This window comes from Polynucleobacter necessarius (genome assembly GCF_900095175.1).
In the GTDB taxonomy this organism is placed as follows: Bacteria; Pseudomonadota; Gammaproteobacteria; order Burkholderiales; family Burkholderiaceae; genus Polynucleobacter; species Polynucleobacter necessarius_I.
Window position 1 is genome coordinate 1732556 of the sequence record NZ_LT606946.1, and the last position, 16024, is coordinate 1748579.

The following is a 16024-nucleotide window of genomic DNA, read 5'->3' on the forward strand; positions in this document are numbered from 1 at the left end:
TTAAGAGATTGGCATAACGCTCAAAAAAAACCTGGGGTAGCGCGTAACCACTCCGCCACCAATTCTTCTTGTTCGGCTTGCTTAGGATCGATTGCGCTCATCTATGTCTTTCTCGCTTATTTTCTGACTTAACTTTTTAGCTCAGCTTCTTACGTAGCAACTCATTCACCTGACCTGGATTGGCTTTACCTTGTGAGGCTTTCATGATCTGACCAACCAAAGCATTAAATGCCTTTTCCTTGCCAGAGCGGAACTCTTCAACAGACTTCTCGTTGGCGGCCAGGACCATATCAATCATGGCCTCAAGCTCACTACTATCACTGATCTGCCTCAAGCCTTTGGCGTCAATCACTTGATCAACAGTACTAATAACTTTGCCAGCAATAGCCTCTTCCCACAGAATTGCAAAGATATCTTTTGCGATCTTGTTAGAGATAGTCCCATCTGCTACGCGAGTTAATAGCGGCGCTAAATGCTCTGCCTTTAATGGCGCATCTGCAGTAGCAATGCCGGCGCGATTGAGTGATGAGGCAAACTCGCCCGCAATCAGATTGGCCGCAGCTTTTGCTAAAGGCTTTCCAACAATAGCCAAAAGCTCTTCAAATACTTTGGCGGTATCGCGATCTTGCGTGAGCAATTGGGCATCGTAGGCACTTAAACCGAACTCACTTTGCCATTGCTCGCGAAGCTGGGCAGGGAGGGCAGGCATCTTGCTGCGCACATCGGCAATCCACGCATCATCAATCACGACCGGCAATAGGTCTGGATCCGGGAAATAGCGGTAGTCGTTTGCATCCTCTTTACTACGCATGCTGCGAGTCTCTTGACGATCAGGATCGTACAGGCGGGTTTCTTGCACAACTGTGCCGCCATCTTCAATTAATTCAATTTGACGACGCACTTCATATTGAATCGCTTCCTCTAAAAAGCGGAAGGAATTTAAGTTCTTAATCTCGCAGCGGGTACCAAATTCTGTTTGACCTACTGGTCGAACGGATACGTTGGCATCACAACGGAAAGAGCCTTCTTGCATATTGCCATCACACACACCCAACCAAACTACGAGCGTATGCAGTGCTTTTGCATAAGCAACTGCTTCAGCAGCACTTCGCATCACTGGCTCAGTCACAATTTCCAACAATGGTGTGCCGGCACGATTTAAATCGATACCACTGGATGCTTCGCCATGCGGCCCTAAGAAGCCCTCTTCATGAGCTGACTTACCTGCGTCCTCCTCCATGTGGGCGCGTGTGAGCTCAACTACTTTGACTTGATCGCCGACTAATATTTCCAGATGGCCGCCCACAACCACCGGAAGATCCATCTGACTAATTTGGTATCCCTTTGGTAGGTCGGGATAGAAATAATTCTTGCGGGCAAAAATACTTGCGGGCGTAATCTTGGCATTGACCGCCAAACCAAAACGAATGGCATGCTCAACCGCCTGACGATTTAATACTGGCAAAACGCCCGGTAACGCCAAGTCAACGGCACAGGCTTGTGTATTCGGGCCAGCACCAAAGCGTGTACTCGCACCGCTGAAAATTTTTGACTGTGTTTGTAACTGTGCGTGGGTCTCTAGACCAATAACGATTTCCCATTGCATCATGCCACCTCGCTTGCTTGACGCAAATGCCAATCAGTACTTTGCTGATATTGGTGCGCCACCTGAAGTAAGCGCGCCTCAGAAAAATAATTACCAATGAGCTGCATGCCGATCGGTAGCTTGCTTGAATTAAAGCTGCAAGGAACACTCATAGCTGGCAACCCTGCTAAGTTCGTTGAGAGCGTGTAAATGTCTTCTAAATACATCTGCACTGGGTCTTTTGATTTTTCACCTAAACGCCATGCAACATCTGGCGCAACCGGCCCTAAGATGACATCGCACTTTTCAAATGCCGCTTGAAAATCCGCTGCAATAATGCGACGAATTTTTTGAGCTTGTAGGTAATACGCATCGTAATAACCATGACAAAGCACATAGGTGCCCACCAAGATGCGACGCTTTACTTCTGCGCCAAAACCTTCAGTACGTGATTTCTTATACATGTCAGATAAATCACGATATTCATTTGCGCGGTGTCCGTAACGCACACCATCAAAGCGACTCAAATTACTTGAGGCTTCGGCAGGAGCCAAAACGTAATACACCGGGATGGATAACTTGGTCTTAGGCAAGCTCACGTCCACAAGCTGGGCACCTAAATCTTGCAATGCTTTTGCAGCAGCATTAACGGCATTAGCAACTTCCGGCGCAAGACCTTCTGCAAAGAATTCTATTGGCAAGCCAACGCGCAAACCTTCTAAAGGTTTTGCTGGGTTAGAGTTGCCCTCTTTCCAGGCCTGGATCAAGTAACGACCGTAATCCTCGCCAGAATCAGCCAAGGAAGTCGAGTCACGCGGATCGTGCGAGGACATTGCTGTTAGTAATAAGGCGCAATCTTCAGCCGTCTTACCCATTGGCCCCGCCTGATCCAAGGAGGAGGCGTAGGCAATCATCCCGTAGCGAGATACGCGCCCATAACTAGGCTTTATTCCAGTCAGTCCGCAAAAAGCAGCTGGTTGACGTATTGAGCCGCCAGTATCTGTGCCTGTCGCAATCGGAGCTAGTCCAGCTGCCACTGCAGCAGCAGATCCCCCAGAAGATCCGCCAGCAACATATTCTGCATTCCAGGGATTTAAGACTGGTCCATAAGCTGAATTTTCATTAGATGAACCCATTGCAAATTCATCCATATTAGTCTTGCCAAGACAAACCATGCCAGCACCATTGGGATTGAGCTCGTCTGGAATTCCAAGATTAGAGACTACTGTGGCATCAAATGGGCTGAGGTAACCCTCAAGCATTTTGGATGCGGCAGTCGACTTCCAGCCGCGTGTAACAAACACATCTTTATGGGCTACGGGAATACCAGTCAGCTTTCCGCCTTTTCCAGAGGACAATAAGGCATCTGCTTTGGAAGCTTGGTCTAAACTTAAGTGAGCACTTACATCAAGGTATGCATTCCACTGTTTTCCAGCTTCAATACGGTCCAAAAAGTATCTTGTCAACTCAGTACTGGAGACCTCTTTTGCGGCCAATGCTTTAGCCATTAAGGCTATAGGGGTTTTGTGCCAACTCATTCAATCACCCTCGGAACTAAGAAGTAGCCGTCCTGCACAGCAGGGGCAGATTGCATGTTTTCGGCGCGATGGTCAGTTTCGGTCACTGCATCGCTCCGCAAGGGTTGCACCAAATCACGCAAAAAGAGTATAGGGTGGGCCAAGGGGGCAAGGCCGCTCGTATCGACAGCTTGCATCTCCTCAACCAAGGCAAAAACTGCCTGTAATTGGGGCAATACTGACTCGGCTTCTGCCTGACTTAACTCAAGGCTGGAAAGGTGCGCAATGCGCTGGACATCATCAAGTTTCATGGGGCGCTAGAGTATCATTCCTATATATTTTTTAACACTTACTTATTTTCCCACTACATCATGTTTGGTTTTTTCCGCAGCTACTTTTCTAATGACCTGGCCATCGACCTAGGTACCGCCAACACCTTAATTTACATGCGTGAACGGGGTATTGTCCTTGATGAATCGTCAGTTGTGGCAATTCGGACGGAAGGTGGCCCAAGTGGCAAAAAAACCATTTTGGCCGTCGGAAAAGAAGCAAAAGCCATGTTGGGACGCGTTCCTGGAAATATTGAGGCTATTCGCCCTATGAAAGACGGCGTTATTGCCGATTTCACGATTACCGAGCAAATGCTCAAACAATTTATCAAAATGGTACATGAGAGCAAGCTGCTGAAGCCAAGCCCGCGCATCATTATTTGCGTTCCTTGCGGCTCCACTCAAGTTGAGCGTCGCGCTATTCGCGAATCTGCTTTGGGTGCAGGCGCATCGCAAGTATTTTTAATTGAAGAACCAATGGCTGCTGCGATTGGTGCTGGCTTGCCAGTTTCTGAAGCGGCTGGTTCCATGGTGGTTGATATTGGTGGCGGTACAACTGAAGTTGGTGTGATGTCATTGGGCGGTATGGTTTATAAAGGCTCTGTTCGTGTTGGTGGCGACAAGTTTGATGAGGCGATCACCAATTACATCCGACGTAACTATGGCATGTTGATTGGTGAGCAAACTGCTGAGTTGATTAAGAAAACAGTTGGGTCTGCATTCCCAGGACGAGAAGTGCGCGAGATGGAGGTGAAGGGTCGCAATCTTTCTGAAGGTATTCCACGTAGCTTCACTGTAACTAGCAATGAAGTGCTTGAAGCCTTAACTGATCCACTGAATCAAATCGTGACTGCAGTTAAAGCAGCTTTGGAACAAATTCCTCCTGAGCTGGCATCGGATATCGCTGAACGCGGCATGATGTTGACTGGTGGTGGTGCGTTATTGCGTGACCTCGATCGCTTGTTGCTCGAAGAAACCGGACTTCCTATTCATGTTGCAGAAGACCCCCTCACTTGCGTCGCTCGTGGTTGCGGCATTGCCTTAGAGCGCATGGACAAGCTGGGTGGCGTGTTCTCTCAAGAGTAATTGACTTAAGCGTCGATTAGGGAATTGCAACATAGCGCTCCTCCACTTTTCAGACAAGGCGTTCCGGCTTTAGTCAAACTGATTGTCTGTCTATCGATCAGCATTGCATTGATGTTGATCGATTTTCGTTTTAAGGCGCTCGATCCAATTCGCAATAACGTCAACTGGATATTGCGTCCGCTAGAGTATGTGATGATGATGCCGCGCAATGCGTATGATGCGACTTCTGAATACTTCACAACACGTGGCATCCTTGATAAAGAAAATCAAGAGATGAAGGTACGTCAAGCAGAGCTCTCTTTGCTTGCCAACCAATCCGAATTTCTTGTCGTAGAAAATCAAAACCTGCGACAGTTAATGGGCCTGCAAAAGCAAGTGCCATTCAAAACATTACCAGTGGAAATTTTATTTAATCCACCCAATCCCATTTCTCAGCGCATCGTGATTAATCGCGGAAGCAATGATGGCCTAAAACTAGGCAACCCCATCGCCAATGATTCCGGAATTCTTGGCCAAGTAGTGCGCCTGTACGACAACTCCGCTGAAGTTTCTCTGCTGGAGGATCGTGACTTTGCTGTCCCCGTACAAGTAGCGCGCAATGGCTTGAGAGCTGCAGTATTCGGCGCAGGACGGGGCAACCCCCTTAAGCTTCGCTATCTACCGGTAGCAAGTGACTTAGAAGTCGGTGATGTGCTCATTACCTCTGGCATCGATGGCGTTTATCCGCCCGGCTTTGCAGTGGCTGTGATTAGCCGGATCGAGCGTAATGCCGACAAAAATTCTTCAAATGTCTTCTGCGTGCCAGTTGCACCGGTTAATCGCTACCGCCAGGCCTTAGCCCTTCTCTACGATCCACAGTGGGATGCCAAAGCCTCTACTGCAACCAGTAAGTCTGGTACCCCACCGACCAATACTCCAGGTCGTCGCCAAACTCGTGCTCGAGGCATGCAATGATTGACTTTCAAAGCGGCTATATTCTGCGCCCGGTCAATCCGGTCTTTATCTACTTCAGCTTGTTTTGTGCATTGCTGCTAAACCTGTTGCCTATTGGCAATTATGGTTGGATTCCTGACTGGCTCATTATTTGTATCGTGTTCTGGAACATCCACCAGCATCGCTACGTCGGCGTCATCATCGCGTTCATTCTCGGCCTATTGATGGATGTCCATAACTCTGACCTTTTAGGTCTTCATGCATTTAGCTATTCATTGGTGGCTTACATTGCTATTTCTTGGCATCGTCGCATCATTGCGCTGTCGGTATTAACGCAAGCTCTACATCTTTTACCAATCTTTTTGCTGGTCTCTTTGTTCCCGGCGCTTGCCCATTGGCTCTTAAGTGGTGATATCTACTGGTGGGCGCTCACTGGAGCTATTCAGGCTCTCATTGAAGCACTCTTATGGCCCATAGCAACACGCATCCTGTTATCGCCTCAACGTCGACCAATTGACGTTGATCACAATCGTCCGCTTTAACGCGTCACATGGTTTCTTTTAAAAAACCAAATCTCGATTCGTTTCAAGAGCGCATTCATATTGCGACCTTGTTTGTTACTTTTTGCTTCCTATTGCTCATTACGCGATTGGTTTGGTTGCAACTAGTCAGTCACGGTAAATACGCCTTATTAGCAGAGAACAATCGCATTGCTCTGGTTCCGGCCCCAGCTAATCGCGGCCTTCTCATAGACCGCAACGGAATCGTGATTGGCAGAAACTATTCGGCATTGACCCTGGACATCAATGCCGAAGAAGTCAAAGGCAATGTTGATGATCTGATCGACAAACTCTCCCAAATTGTCTTCATTTCTCCTCGAGACCGCCGAAATTTCAAGCGCTCCCTGGAAGATTCTCGAAAAATGGGCACTTTTCCGCTTAGATCGATGCTCACCGAGGCCGAAACAGCTCGATTTATGGCTAATCGCTACCGATTTCCTGGGGTAGAGATCCGTGCCCGAAGCTTCCGCGAGTATCCCTATAACGAGTTAGCCTCCCATTTAATCGGCTATATCGGGCGAGTTTCTCAAAAAGATAAGGAGAAAATGCAGGCGGAAATTGAGAATTCGAAAGTAGATGATCCGGATGCTTTGCAGACTTCTTTTTTGCCAGGCATTCAATACGTTGGAAAAATTGGCCTGGAGCAAAGCTATGAATCAGTTCTTCGCGGAGTGCCAGGATATGACCAAGTAGAAATTACTGCGGGTGGTAAACCGGTACGCACACTCTCTAGCTTGCCTTCAGTGCCCGGAAAAAATGTAGTGCTGTCAGTCGACATCAAACTGCAGTACTTAGTGGAGCAGCTCTACGGCAATTTCCGTGGCGCATTTGTTGCGATTGAACCCGAGACTGGCGACATCCTGGCCTTTGTATCGAAGCCCAACTTCAATCCCAATGACTTTGTTGAAGGTATTGATTCTGTGACATGGAAGGAGCTGAATGACTCTCCACAAAAGCCACTCTACAACCGCCCATTAAAAGGAATTTATCCGCCGGGATCTACATATAAACCATTTATGGCGCTCGCAGCTTTAGAAACTAAAAAGCGCACACCATCACAGTCGATCTCTGACCCGGGTTATTTTGAATTTGGCAACCATACTTTTAGAGATGATAAAAAAGGTGGGCACGGTATCGTAGATATGCAAAAGTCTATTGTTGAATCTTGCGATACCTACTATTACCTATTAGCACGCGATATGGGTGTCAACATGATGCATGACTTTATGAAGCCACTTGGCTTTGGTCAAATTACTGGCATCGACTTACAGGGCGAATCCAAAGGCGTGCTTCCATCCACTAAATGGAAGAAAAAAACTTTTAAAAAACCTGAGCAACAAAAATGGTACGAAGGCGAAACCATTTCTCTGGGCATTGGGCAGGGCTATAACGCATTCACAATTTTGCAGCTAGCGCACGCCATGGCAAACCTCGCTAACAATGGCATTGTGATGAAGCCGCACTTAGTCAAAGCAATTGAGGATCCATTTACAAGACATCGCACGCTCACAACCCCAAAAGAAAGTTATCGCATTGATCTGGTTCCCGAGAATATTGAAGTTATTAAGAAGGCCATGGTTGAGGTGAATAATTCCGGTACATCTGCTTCGGTTTTTAAAGGTACAGGCTATCAAGCTGGAGGAAAAACTGGAACGGCGCAAGTATTTAGCTTGGACTCAAAAGAGTATCACCACGGATCTACTGCAGAATTCTTACGAGATCATGCTTTGTTCGTAGCTTTTGCACCCGCAGATAAACCTACGATTGTGATTGCAATGGTTGTTGAGAACGCTGGATTTGGAGCGCAGTATGCCGCACCGATTGCACGTAAAGCGCTTGATTTTTATCTTGAAGGTAAATGGCCCAAGGAGATTCCTGAATGGAAAAGAGCGCCATAGGTAAAGCAAAAAAAATATTTCTCAGTATTTTTAGTGGGCTTGATCGCCAGCTAGGCCATATTTTACTTGGCTTGGCAGGAATTGGATTTATTATATTTTTATCTGCAAGTCAAAACACGCCCGTGCGCTTTGGGGATGAGCTTCGTAACCTTGCCATTTCATTTGCTGTCATGTGGGTCGTTTCCCGCATTCCACCAAAATGGTTGGAAATGGCTGCAGTTTGGATTTATGGGATTGGAGTTGCACTACTAATCGCTGTCGCGGCATTTGGATTAATTAAAAAGGGTGCGAGGCGCTGGCTCAACATTGGTTTTGTGATTCAACCTTCAGAGCTTATGAAAATTGCAATGCCGCTCATGTTGGCTTGGTATTTTCAAAAGCGAGAGGGCATACAAAAATCTTGGGACTATGGCGTGGCCGCCATCATTCTTGGCATTCCAGTACTGCTGATTGCACGACAACCAGACTTAGGCACTTCATTATTAGTTTTTGCTGCAGGCATGTATGTCATTATTCTTGCGGGATTGCCTTGGAAGTGGATCTTGCCATTCATAGGCATTGGCGCCCTCGGAATTATTCTGATTATTATTTTTGGCAGCACTATTTGCGCTCAAGATGTTGTATGGCCATTTGTACACACCTATCAAAAGTATCGAGTGTGCACCTTGCTTGATCCAAGCAGTGATCCACTTGGAAAAGGCTTCCATACAATTCAATCCATGATCGCAATCGGCTCTGGTGGATTTTTTGGCAAAGGCTGGTTTCAGGGTACGCAAGCTCACCTTGAATTTATTCCAGAAAAACATACCGACTTTATATTTGCTGTGTACTCTGAAGAATTCGGTCTGCTAGGCAATTTAGTCTTGATAACACTTTTCTTTGCCTTGGTTAAAAGGGGTCTAGCCATCTCCGCCAGCGCGCCCAATTTATTTACACGACTACTAGGCGCATCAGTCACGATGATTTTCTTTACTTACGCCTTTGTCAATATCGGCATGGTCAGTGGCTTACTACCAGTTGTAGGCGTTCCATTGCCTTTTATTAGCTACGGGGGTACTGCTTTAGTAACACTGGGATTTGGTGCCGGCATTTTGATGAGTATTCATCGCCATCGAAGATTGGTACAAAGCTAACTACTTAGATTCAATACTCACACCAAAGCATTGCCTTTTCTCTAGAAACAAAAAAGCCCGGCATGCCGGGCTTTTTCATCAACAAGGTCAGAATTACTTCTTACGCTTGTTAACTGAATCTTTAAATACTTTACCAGCAGAAAACTTAACAGTTTTAGCAGCAGCAATTTTGAGTGGCTCGCCAGTTTTTGGGTTACGACCCATACGTGCAGCGCGTTTACCAGAAGCAAAAGTACCGAAACCGATCAGTTGTACTGAGTCGCCTTTAGTAACAGCTTTAATGATTTGCTCAATAGCAGAATTCAATGCAAATTCAGCTTTGGCTTTTGAGATCTCAGCGTCGTCAGCAATCGCTGCGATTAGCTCTGCTTTGTTCAAGTGAAGCTCCTTATAGATATTGATATCAGCGCACCTTGCGCTTACATGATTTTAACCACAAAAAATTATAAAAATAAAGCTGCGTCACAGCAATTTTTTTATTACTGCTTTTTACTCTTCTAGAACTGTCACGTTGGACACAAAATACTCGGCGTCACCAAAGCAAGTGGTTGGCAATCCAATGTGCTGATCGTACTTAAGTGCAACTTTTTTGCCCAAATTGGCATTAATTTTTTGCGCTACAGCATCTTCGCGTACCGTAAAGAGGAATTTTTCTGACATAGTTCCCGGCATGGAAACCATCGCCAGTTCGCCCTCCCAAGTTTTGCAAATATAGCCCCGATTGGAAAATTTCTGAACATAACCAGCGCGCTCACCATTGCCATAGCTCCAATTCAGCATAATCCAGGTATAAGCTGCTAAACCCGCGAGGCCTATTAATACAGGGCTTAAAAGCCATTTTGCGAATCCGTTCATACAGCTTTCCTTAATAAATCATCTTTGCAGCCCTAATTAGGTGCATTTACCACGGCCTCTTTTGACCATAGCTAACATTTGAGCATATTCATTACAAAAATAGGGGTGAAATGGCGCTCCATCCAAATTAAAATACTAGTATTAACGCTAATTGGTAAACCTCATGGAATTTCGTCATCTTGTCTTTTTGATCTTTGTTGTCTCAGCTGTTTATGTTTATTTCAGAGGCAAGGTGCGATTCGGCTTAGTGCGCTCGTTAACAGACTATCAAGTACTTTTGGCGCCAATTAATAGCCTGCTCTACTAATTTTCAAAAACCAAGGCTGGGGCATTTATTCCGGTTGCCGACTTTCCTGAAATTAAGCCACTTCAAGATAACTGGCAAATCATTCGTGATGAAGCCCTTGCTTTAAATGCAGATGGCGCCATTGCAGCCGCTACCGGATATAACGATATTGGATTTAATTCCTTCTTTCGGACGGGCTGGAAACGCTTTCACCTCTATTGGTATGGCAAGGAAATGCCATCTGCACAGCTTAATTGCCCGAAAACTGTCGCCCTACTGAAATCTATACCCTCAATCAAGGCAGCCATGTTTGCCTCGCTACCCCCCCAGGAGCAACACTGGTTCGCCACAGAGGCCCTTATGCAGGCTCGCTACGCTATCACATTGGCCTTGTCACTCCAAACGATCCGAAGTGCTTTATCGACGTGGATGGGAAGCGTTATTTCTGGAAAGATGGCGAACCGGTGATGTTTGACGAAACCTACATCCACTATGCAGCCAATGAAACCGATCACCAACGCATTGTCTTGTTTTGTGATGTTGAGCGGCCAGTTCACACTAAATTGGTGCAATTGCTCAATCGCTGGTTCGGGCGCTATGTGATGAGTTCCGCCTCCTCACAAAACGTTGAGGGGGAGCAGGTTGGATTTGTAAATATTCTCTTTAAGTATTTTTATCACCTCAGGGCCCAGGCAAAAAAACTGAAAGCAAAGCATCGCAGCGTTTATTACGTCGGAAAATGGGTGCTGATATTAGGGATTCTGTGGGCGATATTTTGGTAAGCCTTAAGGACTTAGTACTTCAATAATTTGCTCTGGGGTGATTGAGCCCCAGATTTCTACCCTCTTAATTCGGCTACTTTGCCCCGATAAGAGTTGAATTTGCTTTTGCGGCACCCTTAAGCGCTTGGAAAGCCAAGACAACAGCATCTCATTTGCCCTGTTTTCAAGCGCAGGAGCCTGCAGAGATATCTTGAGACAACCATCATGAAGACCAACTACCTTGGTCAGCTTTGCGCCTGGCTGATAATGCAAATTCAGGACAATGCCAGTAGGGGTTTGTTTTAACCAAATGGGCATCATAAGAATACTTTAAACTCAAATCATGATTATGAAGAACTCCAACGCCTTAGACCAGCTATTTGCTAATAATCGCGAGTGGGCGGAAGCCATGATCGCCATGGATGCCGATTTCTTTAAGCGCCTAGTTTCTCAGCAGGCGCCAGAATATCTTTGGATTGGCTGCTCAGATAGCCGCGTTCCTGCCAACGAAATCGTGAATCTTCTTCCAGGGGAATTATTCGTTCATCGAAATGTTGCGAACGTAGTGGTGCATACCGATCTCAATTGCTTGTCTGTAATTCAATTTGCAATTGATCTTTTAAAGGTCAAACATATATTGGTTGTTGGTCATTACGGCTGCTCTGGTGTACACACCGCAATGACAGATAGGCGTGTAGGCTTAGCTGACAATTGGTTACGCCATGTCAAAGATGTACATCAAAAACATGAGAGCTATCTTGGTGAAGCAATCCCAACCCCTAAACGTCAAGACCGCCTATGTGAACTAAATGTGATCGAGCAAGTTGTGAATGTCTGCGAAACAACCATTGTTCAAGATGCATGGTCCAGAGGACAAGATCTCACGGTGCATGGCTGGGCTTATCGCCTTGAGACCGGCCTAGTAAATGATTTAGGAATGTCTATTAGCTCCGATGAGGAAATGCATACGCGTTATGCCACATCCCTGTCTCGTTACGATGCTAAATAAATTAAGTTTTGTTTAAAAACTTTTCAACCTACTCTGGGGTAGTGTTCCTCAGATTTTTGGTATCGCTTCCTTGCAAGACCCTAGTCTCGGTTGGCTATGGCTTAGGCTACCTAGCAGCGTATATTCCCAATGCTCGCAATCGTGTAGTTCAGAAAAATTTAGAACTTTGCTTCCCTGAGCTCAGCACCCAAGAGATCGATCAACTTCGCAAACAACATTGGCGACTACTTGGACGCAGCCTAGTAGAGAAGAGCGTCATATGACTCGGCAGCAAAAAACAGTTTGCCGATATGATTGAAGTTCGATCAGAGGTTGATCTAAATGATCGTCAACCGCGCATCCTAGTCAATATGCATTTCATTGGCATTGAAGGCGGCATTATTTTGAGTGCTCTTGCTGACGATAAAGACTGGCCTCGCACCTCTGGATTTTTCCAGAGAATGAAAGGTCCCTTCTTCAATAAGAAAATTATTGAGTGGCGCAATCGCTTTGGTGGAAACTCGATTGATCGTCAAGGCAATACTATTGAGCTGATCCGAAAAATCCGCAAGGGTAGCTTCATCATCATTGAACCCGATATTGACTTAGGCCTGAAAGACTCTACTTTTGCCCCCTTCTTTAATATTCAAACCAATACCATTACTGCTGTATCGCGCCTCGCCAAAATCACGGGGGCACAGGTCTGCATGATGATTACGACCCTCAAAAATAATGGGGCCGGATATGTTTGCTCTATCAGCAAACCATTGGAGAATTTTCCAACCGAGAATCCAGAAGCAGACACCGCACGTTTAAACCAAATTTTTGAACAAGAAATTAAACTCAGGCCTGCCGAATACTATTGGGTCCATAAGCGATTTAAAAATAGGCCTTTCAACGAAGCCAGCCCCTATTAGCAACCTATTCAGCATCCATCTACTCAGAACCTAGTCTTTATTAAAGTAATTGCCCGATAATGTAGCCATGGAAGAAAAAATTCGTGTCTCCAAGCTACTCTCCGAGCTAGGCCTATGCTCTCGTCGTGAGGCCGACTCTTATATTGAGCAGGGCCTGGTAACCGTAGATGGTGAAATAGTCAATGAACTAGGCTCTCGAGCTTTTCGTCATCAGAAAATTGAACTGCAATCTGGAGCTAAAGCACAGCAAGTATCCCGCATTACCGTCATTCTCAATAAGCCAGTAGGCTTCATCTCCCACTACGATGATGAGCAAGAGTATCAACCGGCTGCCTCACTCATCACTCCAGATAATTACTTTGCCAGCCCGCTTGATAAGGGGCGTAACCCACGCTTTAATACTCGTGGCCTAGCGCCTGCTGGACGTCTTGATATCGACTCCACTGGCATGCTCGTTTTAACGCAAGATGGTCGCATTGCCAAACTTCTGATTGGTGAAAACAGTCCTATTGAGAAAGAGTATTTAGTTAGAGTTGAAGGCGCCCTCTCTTTTGAAGATTTAGATAGGCTAAAACATGGCCTGGAATTAGATGGGGTTGTATTAAAGCCAGCCCAAGTGAGCTGGCAGAATGAAGACCAGCTTCGATTTGTTCTACGAGAGGGTCGCAAGCGTCAAATTCGGCGCATGTGTGAGATGGTTGGCCTTCGAGTTTTAGGTCTGAAGCGTGTCCGCATGGGCAGAGTTTCTCTGGGCGCCCTGCCGCCTGGAAAATGGCGCTTTGTGAGGCCTGAAGAGCAATTCTAATAAGCCCTCCCGCTTATAATTCTGTCAATTAGATTAAGCGCAGAATTACCATCGATACCATCACCTCCAGCACTCCCGGCGCAGAAGTTTTAAGACGTCGCAGCTTTGCCATCATCTCTCACCCAGATGCTGGCAAGACCACGCTTACTGAAAAACTCTTGTTATATGCGGGAGCCATTCAGGTTGCCGGTAGCGTCAAAGCCCGCAAAGCAAGTCGCCACGCAACCTCTGACTGGATGGAGATCGAGAAACAGCGTGGCATTTCTGTAGCCAGCTCAGTAATGCAAATGGAGTATCGCGATTGCATTATTAATCTTTTAGACACACCTGGCCACCAGGACTTCTCGGAAGATACTTATCGCGTTTTAACTGCAGTTGATTCTGCCCTAATGGTGATTGATGCCGCGAATGGTGTCGAATCACAAACGCTGCGTTTGCTTGAAGTTTGCCGTGCACGCAACACACCAATCGTCACCTTCATCAACAAGATGGATCGTGAAGTAGAGCCACCCATGGAACTAATGGACGAGATTGAAACTGCACTAGGCATAGAAGTGGTTCCTTTTACCTGGCCAGTAGGGATGGGCAAATCATTTGCCGGTGTAATTGATATTGCCAACTCTCAAATGCGCATGTTCAAGGCAGGCGAAGATCGTGTAACCGAAAACTCTCATGCAATTGTTGGCATCAACGATCCAGCACTGAAGGAGCGCCTAGGCACCGATCTTGAAAACGCACTTGCTGAAGTGGATCTCATTAAAAATGCAATGCCTGCATTTGATCGCGAAGCTTTTTTAGCCGGTCGTCAATCACCAATATTTTTTGGTTCTGCAATTAATAATTTTGGTGTGCGTGAAATTCTCAACACCTTAGTTGAGCTTGCGCCGTCACCGGGCTCACGCAAGGCCTTGCAACGCGAGGTGAGCCCCGCTGAAAATAAATTCTCTGCAGTGGTTTTCAAGATTCAAGCCAACATGGATCCAGCTCATCGAGATCGCGTTGCCTTCTTGCGCATCTGCTCAGGACATTTTCAACGCGGCATGAAGCTGAAGATTTGTCGCAATGGCAAAGAAGTGCGGACCAATAACGCCCTTTCCTTTCTGTCACAACGCCGTGATATCTTAGATGAAGCCTTTCCTGGTGACCTTATTGGATTACCAAACCACGGCCTTCTCAGGCTGGGCGATACACTCACCGAAGGTGAGCAATTGCAATTCACAGGTCTACCATTCTTTGCCCCTGAAATCTTCCGCATGGTCGAATCTGCCGATCCATTGCGCTCCAAACAACTACGCACAGGCTTAATGCAACTTGGTGAAGAGGGTGCGATTCAAGTATTCCGCCCAATGACTGGCGACACCATGTTACTTGGTGCTTTTGGGCAACTACAGTTTGAAGTCGTGAGCCATCGCTTGCAAACTGAATACGGCGCAGAGGTGCGCTTGCTGCCTGCACGCTACAACTTAGCTCGCTGGGTCAGCTCAGATGATCCTGTAACACTTAAGAAATTTATTCAAGAAAATATTCACCGCATGGCAGAAGATGTTGTGGGGGCTTCTGTATTTTTGGCCAGCCATAAATCCGAATTAGATGTAGCTCAACAGCGCTGGGAGTCGATTCAATTCCATGCACTAAGAGAGCATGCAGGTCTCATCTATCATCGGACCTTGCTGGCTAAGTCTAGCGCGGACTAGATGTTGGCCAGTTACAGTCAAATACTGCAACTAACTGAGTGTCACTCTTTCTAAACGAGGCAGTCTTGCCGTATTGAGCGCAATACGCATTGGCCTTTGGTGTTAGCGATGCAATGGATTCACCATCACTAATGAGAAAGGTGACATGGTTTGAATCTGATGCATCCGTGTAAACCGCAGCACAGGCACTTAGGCTAAGCACGCTCAGCAACAAAAAATATTTAAGATAAGACATTCGAGTCCTCATGTTCAATGAAGGTATTGGGGCTAATTTCAGGGTAGGTATATTCATCACAATCTAATCATAGCGCCTGGGCTGCTTAACTGTTATTCTGATTTGTGATCACTATTCCGCGCCCTACTTAGGGGGGTCTGCTGAGCAAGCTCAGAGGTTCATCATTCCAAGACTCAAGGAAAAAATATGGCTGTTGGCCAAAATCAAAGAAATAGAAAAAACGACCCTATGGTTAGCAAAACTGGCAAAGCCAAAATGGGTCCACTCACTACAACTCAATTAAGCAAATTGCTTGACTCAAGCACCAAGCCTAAAGAGAAGGCAAAGATTCAGAGGGCTATCAATAAGCGACCTCCAGTCGCGGTACCAACCGTCGAACCTGTTACAGCATAAATACTAAGCCCCGAAATTACCGGGGCTTTTTCTTATGTACTATGCTCTC

Annotated in this window: 16 protein-coding genes and 2 pseudogenes; 11 read left to right on the forward strand and 7 right to left on the reverse strand. The window is 46.3% G+C overall.

Translation table 11 applies throughout. The features are described from left to right. Positions 1–136: 136 nt before the first annotated feature. Genes gatB through gatC form a run of 3 tightly spaced genes read right to left on the reverse strand, consistent with a single transcriptional unit; the run spans position 137 to position 3413 of the window. Positions 137–1606, reverse strand: coding sequence for an Asp-tRNA(Asn)/Glu-tRNA(Gln) amidotransferase subunit GatB (gene gatB / locus DXE44_RS09000; protein WP_114654418.1), 1470 nt, complete (start codon positions 1604–1606; stop codon positions 137–139). Continuing rightward, entirely contained in the window at positions 1606–3123 is a 1518-nt protein-coding gene (gene gatA, locus DXE44_RS09005) for an Asp-tRNA(Asn)/Glu-tRNA(Gln) amidotransferase subunit GatA (RefSeq protein ID WP_114654134.1), read from the reverse strand. Before gatA ends, gatB begins: the two co-directional genes overlap by 1 nt. Continuing rightward, positions 3120–3413 (reverse strand): Asp-tRNA(Asn)/Glu-tRNA(Gln) amidotransferase subunit GatC, encoded by a 294-nt coding sequence (gene gatC, locus DXE44_RS09010; RefSeq protein ID WP_114654135.1) that lies wholly within the window; start codon positions 3411–3413, stop codon positions 3120–3122. Before gatC ends, gatA begins: the two co-directional genes overlap by 4 nt. 60 nt (positions 3414–3473) lie before the next feature. On the opposite strand from gatC, the gene DXE44_RS09015 reads away from it, so the two are divergent. The 5 genes from DXE44_RS09015 to rodA are packed head-to-tail and all read left to right on the forward strand — an operon-like array spanning position 3474 to position 9041. Continuing rightward, positions 3474–4517, forward strand: a complete 1044-nt coding sequence (locus tag DXE44_RS09015; RefSeq protein ID WP_114654136.1) for a rod shape-determining protein — start codon at positions 3474–3476, stop codon at positions 4515–4517. 24 nt (positions 4518–4541) lie between these two features. Further along, positions 4542–5471 (forward strand): rod shape-determining protein MreC, encoded by a 930-nt coding sequence (gene mreC / locus DXE44_RS09020; protein WP_114654137.1) that lies wholly within the window; start codon positions 4542–4544, stop codon positions 5469–5471. Further along, positions 5468–5992 (forward strand): rod shape-determining protein MreD, encoded by a 525-nt coding sequence (gene mreD, locus DXE44_RS09025; RefSeq protein ID WP_114654138.1) that lies wholly within the window; start codon positions 5468–5470, stop codon positions 5990–5992. The genes mreC and mreD overlap by 4 nt, the downstream gene beginning before the upstream one ends. An 8-nt stretch (positions 5993–6000) precedes the next feature. After that, entirely contained in the window at positions 6001–7908 is a 1908-nt protein-coding gene (gene mrdA / locus DXE44_RS09030) for a penicillin-binding protein 2 (RefSeq protein ID WP_114654139.1), read from the forward strand. Next, complete coding sequence (gene rodA / locus DXE44_RS09035) at positions 7890–9041, forward strand: rod shape-determining protein RodA (protein ID WP_114654140.1); 1152 nt, start codon at positions 7890–7892, stop codon at positions 9039–9041. The genes mrdA and rodA overlap by 19 nt, the downstream gene beginning before the upstream one ends. A 93-nt stretch (positions 9042–9134) precedes the next feature. On the opposite strand, the gene DXE44_RS09040 is transcribed toward rodA, so the two are convergent. Together DXE44_RS09040 and DXE44_RS09045 are read right to left on the reverse strand one after the other, a co-directional pair. Further along, the gene (locus tag DXE44_RS09040) at positions 9135–9437 is read right to left on the reverse strand and encodes an HU family DNA-binding protein (RefSeq protein ID WP_331851861.1); all 303 of its coding nucleotides are present in this window, start codon (positions 9435–9437) and stop codon (positions 9135–9137) included. 93 nt (positions 9438–9530) lie between these two features. Beyond that, the gene (locus DXE44_RS09045) at positions 9531–9896 is read right to left on the reverse strand and encodes a hypothetical protein (protein WP_114654142.1); all 366 of its coding nucleotides are present in this window, start codon (positions 9894–9896) and stop codon (positions 9531–9533) included. A 163-nt stretch (positions 9897–10059) separates the two neighbouring features. Here DXE44_RS09045 and DXE44_RS09050 point away from each other — a divergent pair. Further along, positions 10060–10964 (forward strand): annotated as a pseudogene (locus DXE44_RS09050) (aspartyl/asparaginyl beta-hydroxylase domain-containing protein). Between the two features lie 3 nt (positions 10965–10967). Here DXE44_RS09050 and DXE44_RS09055 read toward each other — a convergent pair. Continuing rightward, complete coding sequence (locus DXE44_RS09055) at positions 10968–11264, reverse strand: DUF167 domain-containing protein (RefSeq protein ID WP_114654143.1); 297 nt, start codon at positions 11262–11264, stop codon at positions 10968–10970. Positions 11265–11286: 22 nt separating this feature from the next. Here DXE44_RS09055 and can point away from each other — a divergent pair, with 22 nt between their 5' ends. From can to DXE44_RS09075, 4 genes and pseudogenes are all read left to right on the forward strand, one after another. After that, positions 11287–11952, forward strand: coding sequence for a carbonate dehydratase (gene can, locus DXE44_RS09060; protein ID WP_114654144.1), 666 nt, complete (start codon positions 11287–11289; stop codon positions 11950–11952). A gap of 8 nt (positions 11953–11960) precedes the next feature. Further along, positions 11961–12848 (forward strand): annotated as a pseudogene (locus DXE44_RS09065) (LpxL/LpxP family acyltransferase). A 67-nt stretch (positions 12849–12915) separates the two neighbouring features. Next, positions 12916–13653 (forward strand): pseudouridine synthase, encoded by a 738-nt coding sequence (locus tag DXE44_RS09070; protein WP_114654145.1) that lies wholly within the window; start codon positions 12916–12918, stop codon positions 13651–13653. 59 nt (positions 13654–13712) lie between these two features. Then, the gene (locus tag DXE44_RS09075; protein ID WP_114654146.1) at positions 13713–15347 is read left to right on the forward strand and encodes a peptide chain release factor 3; all 1635 of its coding nucleotides are present in this window, start codon (positions 13713–13715) and stop codon (positions 15345–15347) included. Here DXE44_RS09075 and DXE44_RS09080 read toward each other — a convergent pair. Next, the gene (locus DXE44_RS09080) at positions 15334–15582 is read right to left on the reverse strand and encodes a hypothetical protein (RefSeq protein WP_114654147.1); all 249 of its coding nucleotides are present in this window, start codon (positions 15580–15582) and stop codon (positions 15334–15336) included. The genes DXE44_RS09075 and DXE44_RS09080 overlap by 14 nt on opposite strands. 228 nt (positions 15583–15810) lie before the next feature. Between DXE44_RS09080 and DXE44_RS09085 the strand changes: the two genes are divergently transcribed. Then, the gene (locus DXE44_RS09085; protein WP_231970640.1) at positions 15811–15975 is read left to right on the forward strand and encodes a hypothetical protein; all 165 of its coding nucleotides are present in this window, start codon (positions 15811–15813) and stop codon (positions 15973–15975) included. Positions 15976–16024 lie beyond the last annotated feature (49 nt).

Coding starts and splice junctions, on each gene's coding strand:
- can (WP_114654144.1), top strand. CDS start 11,287: ATGATTATGAAGAACTCCAACGCCTTAGACCAGCTATTTGCTAATAAT.
- gatA (WP_114654134.1), bottom strand. CDS start 3,123: ATGAGTTGGCACAAAACCCCTATAGCCTTAATGGCTAAAGCATTGGCC.
- mreD (WP_114654138.1), top strand. CDS start 5,468: ATGATTGACTTTCAAAGCGGCTATATTCTGCGCCCGGTCAATCCGGTC.
- DXE44_RS09015 (WP_114654136.1), top strand. CDS start 3,474: ATGTTTGGTTTTTTCCGCAGCTACTTTTCTAATGACCTGGCCATCGAC.
- DXE44_RS09080 (WP_114654147.1), bottom strand. CDS start 15,582: ATGTCTTATCTTAAATATTTTTTGTTGCTGAGCGTGCTTAGCCTAAGT.
- DXE44_RS09055 (WP_114654143.1), bottom strand. CDS start 11,264: ATGATGCCCATTTGGTTAAAACAAACCCCTACTGGCATTGTCCTGAAT.
- DXE44_RS09070 (WP_114654145.1), top strand. CDS start 12,916: ATGGAAGAAAAAATTCGTGTCTCCAAGCTACTCTCCGAGCTAGGCCTA.
- DXE44_RS09085 (WP_231970640.1), top strand. CDS start 15,811: ATGGTTAGCAAAACTGGCAAAGCCAAAATGGGTCCACTCACTACAACT.
- rodA (WP_114654140.1), top strand. CDS start 7,890: ATGGAAAAGAGCGCCATAGGTAAAGCAAAAAAAATATTTCTCAGTATT.
- DXE44_RS09045 (WP_114654142.1), bottom strand. CDS start 9,896: ATGAACGGATTCGCAAAATGGCTTTTAAGCCCTGTATTAATAGGCCTC.
- gatB (WP_114654418.1), bottom strand. CDS start 1,606: ATGCAATGGGAAATCGTTATTGGTCTAGAGACCCACGCACAGTTACAA.
- mrdA (WP_114654139.1), top strand. CDS start 6,001: ATGGTTTCTTTTAAAAAACCAAATCTCGATTCGTTTCAAGAGCGCATT.
- gatC (WP_114654135.1), bottom strand. CDS start 3,413: ATGAAACTTGATGATGTCCAGCGCATTGCGCACCTTTCCAGCCTTGAG.